Source organism: Myxacorys sp. (assembly GCF_059501405.1).
In genome coordinates, this window is record NZ_JCACCM010000197.1 from 1 (window position 1) to 5,877 (window position 5,877).

Genomic DNA, 5,877 nt, shown 5'->3' on the forward strand with positions numbered 1-5,877 from the left:
GAGTAGCGCATGCCATTGATGCTCTTTTCCTCCTCATACAATGAATTAGCTCTGCCGCTTAGGGGGGTAAAGCAAGAAGGATTTTTTGGACGGCAAGAACTCTTGGAGAAAGTGCAGAAACAGCTAGAGATCTCAGGAGCTGCGATCGCGCTCAGTGGAATGGCTGGAGCAGGAAAGACGGAACTAGCTATCCAGTTCGCTTATGAAAGTATGCAGAATTTCTCAGATGGAATTTTCTGGATTTCCACAAACGGGGAGAAATTTGCTGGCGAGAAGGAAATTTTTGATTTAATTGCAAACGAAATTACTACCTTCGCTCGTTCTATTCTCCATATCCGAATTCCTGATGATCGAAGGTCACCTGTAGAGCAATTGCGATACTGTCTTTCGAGCTGGGAGCAAAACTCTGACGAGAAAGTTCTTATCATTATTGATGATATTCAAATATACGAATACTTAAGAAGTTTTTTAGATGAATTAAGTCGTTTTACGAGATTTAGGTTATTAGTTACATCCCGCTATACGGATACAGGAAAGCTTCATCTTGAGCGTATTGATGTTGATGAACTTAAGACTGTTGATGCGCTGAAACTTCTAAAATACCTGGTTAAAGATGAACGAGTCTCTGAGTCTACGATAGACGTTGTAACTCGCCTTTGTGAGCGGGTTGGAAATCTACCGCTAGGACTTGAATGTTTAGGGACCTATCTGCAAATTAACAAGGAAGTAGATGTACTTAGTCTGCTTGAAGAACTGAACCAACTAGCAGAAGACTCAGATCTCGTAGAACATGAAGGGTTTATATTTAGGGCAGAGACAAGAATTGGAGCCACAGCGAGGAGGGGCTTAGTTGCAGCGTTGGATTTGACATGGAATATCTTAAGTGAAAACGACAAACTTCTTGGAAAGATAATAGGGATAGGATTCAGAGATACTGATTTCCTGTCTTGGACGTTGGTTGAGGAGTTCAAGCAAAAACTGGCAGCCAGCAACAGGTCTCTCTCTCCTCTGCGCAAGTTGCGTAGAGATCAACTACGCGGATCAAGGCGGACATTTATCGCCTATAGCTTATTGAAGGAACTAGACGATAGAGGGTTACGATATCGCATTCATCCACTTGTCCTAGAGTATTTCAGATACAAAAAGAAGCGCGATGTTTAATATATGGGCATTTCTGAGGGGCAAGGATAAGGGGCAAGGATGTTGGGAAACGCTCAACAGCGAAACCAAAATGCAAACAATTGCCTCTCAGATCTGGGTCGAGGCAGCTAGGGAAATCTGTACAATTGCCAGCGCTAAAAAGTTAGAAACTGATAAGTATTAGGCTAGCATTAAGCAAATTGAGCAAAGATGTGAAAATTCTGAATGGCAGTGCGATGAAGATACTATCGTTGCACACGATGGAATTGTTCATTTCTATGAGTTAACGCGTCGCTATAGCATAGCCGCAACGTGGCAGGGAAGGAAAATGCGAGAACTAAATTATAGTTTTAGTCTTGAAGACATTAGTAATCCCGTCCATGAAGCTAACCTCTATAAACTCATAGGACTCTCGTTTCTTGCAGAGAAGGATGATGCGTTAGATGATTTTGAACGACGAATAGCTGAGGCGACTCGCGCAGGCCTAGAAGATTTTCTTAAGGGACAGCAAATTAGTTCCACCTCTGAATTCTCCGCTGATTAAGCTGCACACTGCTCTCAGACTGCCTTAATTTAGATTAAGGTTATCGCTCCCGCTCCAACTCCACATCGATCGCAAGCTGCTGACTTCGCTCCTGACGCATCGTGTGAGCTACCTCGTGCATGAGGGGATCATCATTGCGCCATGTGTTGAGATAGAGGCCTTCCCGAAATTGGGTGACGTGATCAAGCGTCTGCTCTTTACTGATGGCCTCAGTCAGCACATGAGCATACTTGGGAGCAGCATTCACTTGAGTAGAGCGCACGGCATAACCTAGCTCAATCCCTGTTGCATCCTTTAGGGATATGACTCGCCGCTTCCCGTTATCAAGCTCAACTGTTGCCGATTGCATGATTCGGTTAAGTTTTAGAATTGTTGCTCCATCCCCTTTGTAAATGTCATCTAGTCGCCGGTTCTGAGTAAACCGAATTCGATCTCCGACGTAGACATTCAGTAATCCGGCCTGAAGGGAAGTTCCCTGTAACACGCCTTGCTGCTTTAGGGTAGCTTGGGCGCTTACATTTAGGTCCCGCACATTTTCTGCTGAATCAGAAATCAATACATGATTCTTTAAATCATTAATTGCCTGTGTCGCCCATTGATTTACCGTTATTTTAATCGCTTCACTTCGGCTGGAGCTAAGGGTTAATTGATTGCGCTGCGCTAAGTCCTTTAATGCTTCGAGAGTCTTTCCATCTGCCATGGCTTGCACAAATACCCGATCGCACTCCTTTGCCTGGCGATGAAGTTCAGTAAGTTCAACCGGCGCATGTCGTTTTGCGATCGCTTGAAAGGCCCCGCTAAACTGCCTAACTTTGGTATCGCCAGAGAAAATGAGCTTGGCTCCTGCACGGTCGACTAAAGCAGTAAGGGTACTGATTTGAGTGAGCGAAAGTTTTTGCGCATCATCGACAATCACAACCGAAGATCGGGACAGCGAGAAGCGCTTTTGCTCTACTCCCCAGAGAAATTGCCCGACTGAGAAATGTTTGGGTGAATCCGTCAACTGAAAGAGCGAAGGGCGAGGGGCGTGCGATCGCTTACCTGTTGAGCTGCTTGGTTCGTGTGAGAAAGAGCGATGACGTGATACCCAGATTGATATAATGCCTGAGCAAGGGCTCCCACTACTTGAGTTTTTCCACTTCCAGAGAGGCCGCTGATGACTTTAAGGCCAGCTGAACCAGTACAAAGGTGTCGAAGTGCCGCCGATTGCTCAGGAGACAATTGAGCGTTCCTCTGGATGACCTGGTCAACAGTTTTACCCTTGACAGTGAGCGAGCGGGCGTGAATTTTCTCAATCGAAGAAAGTAAGGCTTTTTCCTGCTGATAGATTCTTTCTGTGGTGTAGCGCCGATCGCCGTTTACTTCACCTACTGGGCGAATATAGGGACTAAGAAGAATTTTCTGGGCGAGCTCTCTAACCCGCTCTGCCTTAATACCTCGCCCTTGGGCTGCTGTTGCCAAATGAAAGACCAAATCACGCTCTGAGAAATGGCTTTGAAATTTCACGACTGCCGTTCTGGCCTCTCGCATTGTTTGCCATTCTGCCCACTTTGATTTGATCAAGCCTTGCTCTCGTGGAGGGTGAAGCAAGCCTTCAATCCGCTTCTGAGTTAGGCCATACTGTGCAGCGAGCTCACACGTAGAGGTAATCACCTCTTGCCGCGATTTAAGTTCTTTGGTGGGCGGGCGCGTGGCTCTCGCAACCCGTTCGGTCTCTGCCGGAGACTTTGGCTCGTAGCGCTCAATTTCAACTCTGCGAGAAGAAAGTGTGTTCAGGAGCGATCGATAAATCCCTTTCTCTCTTGAAAATGGCTCAATTTCAAACGAGTCACCCACACGAGCAATCTGAAAGCCTAATTCGGATTGAAGCTTTGCTGCTAACTCAGCCCGATAGAGCGCACCTGCTGCTTTCTGACAGCGATAAAGAATTCGACTTTGCAGGGCTCCGGAAAATTCTTGCTCAACACCAATTCCAGTATTCGTCACGAGACAATGGCTATGGAGGTGTACGTCTCCGGCTTGATTGGTTGAGTGATTGAAGCAGGCAACGACTAATTTCACCGGTAATCGCTCAATTCCACCAGCGCTGCGCCGAGAGACGGTTTGAGACTCAAAATAGTCAACGGCCTTTTGAATTGATTCAAGATGTAGAGCCTCAATCTTTACCCGTACGGAGGGTGAAGAAAGTGCCCAGGTAAGCGATAGAGATTTGGGGGCTGCAAACACCAAACCCCAGCCAGGGGTATGATTTCGATACCCAGCATTAGTAACAAGTTTTTCTCCGTCTTGATCAAAGCCATTTAATAGATGCTGTAGGTCTTTTGCTTTTACTTCATGGTAGAGGCCCAAAGCTTCAGCACCTTTCCCGAGCCACACCCCTTTAGGCTCTCCAGCTAAAGAAGGGTCAAAGGACTGCTCTGAATCGGTGACTTGACATTGTCGAATGAAATAGGAGTAGGAATGGGCACCGAGTTTTGAAACGGTGAGCATTTTTCTTAAAAAGAGGCAAAAGGGCCACCTCTACTGTAGTGGCTAAAGCAATTGCTTGGATCAATACAAAAGGGATGAAGTGAGAGATAGCTCCTAGAAATTTATTAAAGAAGTTTTCACATAAATTTCAATCGAACTATCGATTGAAATTTATGTGCATGTTTCCACAGATTATTTCACTTGTTGTTACCACAACGTTTCACAAATTTTACCGCGTTTTGTTTCAAGGGTGTTTCGACAGTAGTATCGCAGAAAGTAACAGAAAGTTAACGCTGGCACACTAACAGTTTCGTTAGTACAAAAGCACAAGAAAGCGGCCTCTAAATTAGCGCAAATACGTTAAGCTTCTCTTGCAATAAATGCAGTAATGCAAACTAGAAACAATTCCGTAACGTAGTAAGGAAACAACCCTGTGACATCGTGTGGAACTTATTGCGAAACATTGACCGTAACATCTAACATTATCGCTTACGTTTAAGTACCGAAGAGACAAATTATTTCGCCTAGGGCTTGAAGGCAGCTCGGCCATCCACCGCGTGCTTGCACTTTTTTGTCACGGCTGTGTAGAACCTCTATAAAGCTTTTAAGCCAAGAGTCTTTCAAAAAAACACAGCGCGAAAGATTTACCGTAGTTGATGTAGTAAGCAATCATTTAAAGAAAATCCTTCTCGCACCTTATGCACTAACAAAGGTACAACAAAAACGCCTAAAAAGCTTTGTAGAGTAAGCTTTCTTGCATGTCTACAAGCTGTAGACAGCAACTGCTACTTTCATCAATCAATCCCTTTTATTGTCTTTTATTCAATATGTCTACGAGTGTTTAGGCTTTGCTCACTTTGCGGTGAGAAAAATTAATTAAAGAATTCCGTTGAGCAAGTGCACTTTTACCATTTCAATGTTGCTATAATCAACTTAATTTGTGTTGCTTGTCGGTTTCGTGTTTTTGGTTCTTTTTGGGTGAGGTGTCTGACACAAGCACGCTCGGTTACGACTGGGACACCTTTACGAAGCTACAAATAAAAAAAGTCAGTGCCTAGAAAGAGTTTCTCTTTCCAAGAATACTGACCGAAAGAAGCGTCGATTGGTCTTGCGAGTGTTCGCAGCACTCAAGGAACGATCGACATTGGCAAAAACGAGAGTCATCAGAAATAGTCTATTCTGAGGCTCCCTTTAGAGAGATAAATGTGTTTCGCACATTTTTATACTGCTTAATTCCTATCGGCTTGGCTCGTATATTTGTATCAGCCAATCCCGATATATTTTCCAAACTTCCACAAGTGCCGGAGGAACTAGGAGAAAACTGGTTAGGGAAGCTTTTCTGGCTTGGTTTTCTTCTAACGTGTTACATCGTTCTGAGAAGAGCGAGCCGGACACGGTTCTTTCGATGATCTAGGTAGAAGAGCAGGATGATTCTTAATTCGGAGAATTATCTACTTTAACTTCTTAGCGGTGAGTGAACTCATTTGAGTTTGCACCGCTCTTTTTGATGAGGCAGGACATGAAGAAGCAGAGTCCTTGGCGATCGTGGCTTCAATATTGGCAATTTGATGAGTTCGATGGCGTCGATCCTGAAATCCTTCGGGTGTTTGTCTTAGGTGCCGCGTTCGGGCTTACCTTGTCAATGGTGATCGATCTTTTGATGTAGCGACCCTGCTTGACTGACAAAACTAAGAAGCTGGAAAGCTAGTGAGGACGGTGAATTC

General features: G+C 44.7%; 5 protein-coding genes. 3 read left to right on the top strand and 2 right to left on the bottom strand.

All coding sequences use genetic code 11. The features are described 5' to 3' along the window. Positions 1–18: 18 nt before the first annotated feature. Positions 19–1,161: an NB-ARC domain-containing protein gene (locus AC5I6P_RS28695; RefSeq protein ID WP_495697199.1), complete on the top strand. Its 1,143-nt coding sequence runs from the start codon at positions 19–21 to the stop codon at positions 1,159–1,161. 307 nt (positions 1,162–1,468) lie between these two features. Beyond that, the gene (locus AC5I6P_RS28700) at positions 1,469–1,684 is read left to right on the top strand and encodes a hypothetical protein (RefSeq protein WP_495697200.1); all 216 of its coding nucleotides are present in this window, start codon (positions 1,469–1,471) and stop codon (positions 1,682–1,684) included. 40 nt (positions 1,685–1,724) lie between these two features. Here the strand turns inward: AC5I6P_RS28700 and AC5I6P_RS28705 are convergent, their stop codons facing one another. Together AC5I6P_RS28705 and mobF are read right to left on the bottom strand one after the other, a co-directional pair. Then, positions 1,725–2,687: an AAA family ATPase gene (locus tag AC5I6P_RS28705; protein WP_495697201.1), complete on the bottom strand. Its 963-nt coding sequence runs from the start codon at positions 2,685–2,687 to the stop codon at positions 1,725–1,727. Then, positions 2,684–4,174, bottom strand: coding sequence for a MobF family relaxase (gene mobF, locus AC5I6P_RS28710; RefSeq protein ID WP_495697202.1), 1,491 nt, complete (start codon positions 4,172–4,174; stop codon positions 2,684–2,686). The genes AC5I6P_RS28705 and mobF overlap by 4 nt, the downstream gene beginning before the upstream one ends. Before the next feature lie 1,498 nt (positions 4,175–5,672). On the opposite strand from mobF, the gene AC5I6P_RS28715 reads away from it, so the two are divergent. After that, the gene (locus AC5I6P_RS28715) at positions 5,673–5,819 is read left to right on the top strand and encodes a hypothetical protein (protein WP_495697203.1); all 147 of its coding nucleotides are present in this window, start codon (positions 5,673–5,675) and stop codon (positions 5,817–5,819) included. Positions 5,820–5,877 lie beyond the last annotated feature (58 nt).

Excerpts from the sequence above, each read along its gene's own strand:
- AC5I6P_RS28695 (WP_495697199.1), top strand. The coding sequence starts at position 19 with ATGCTCTTTTCCTCCTCATACAATGAATTAGCTCTGCCGCTTAGGGGG.
- AC5I6P_RS28700 (WP_495697200.1), top strand. The coding sequence starts at position 1,469 with ATGCGAGAACTAAATTATAGTTTTAGTCTTGAAGACATTAGTAATCCC.
- mobF (WP_495697202.1), bottom strand. The coding sequence starts at position 4,174 with ATGCTCACCGTTTCAAAACTCGGTGCCCATTCCTACTCCTATTTCATT.
- AC5I6P_RS28715 (WP_495697203.1), top strand. The coding sequence starts at position 5,673 with ATGAAGAAGCAGAGTCCTTGGCGATCGTGGCTTCAATATTGGCAATTT.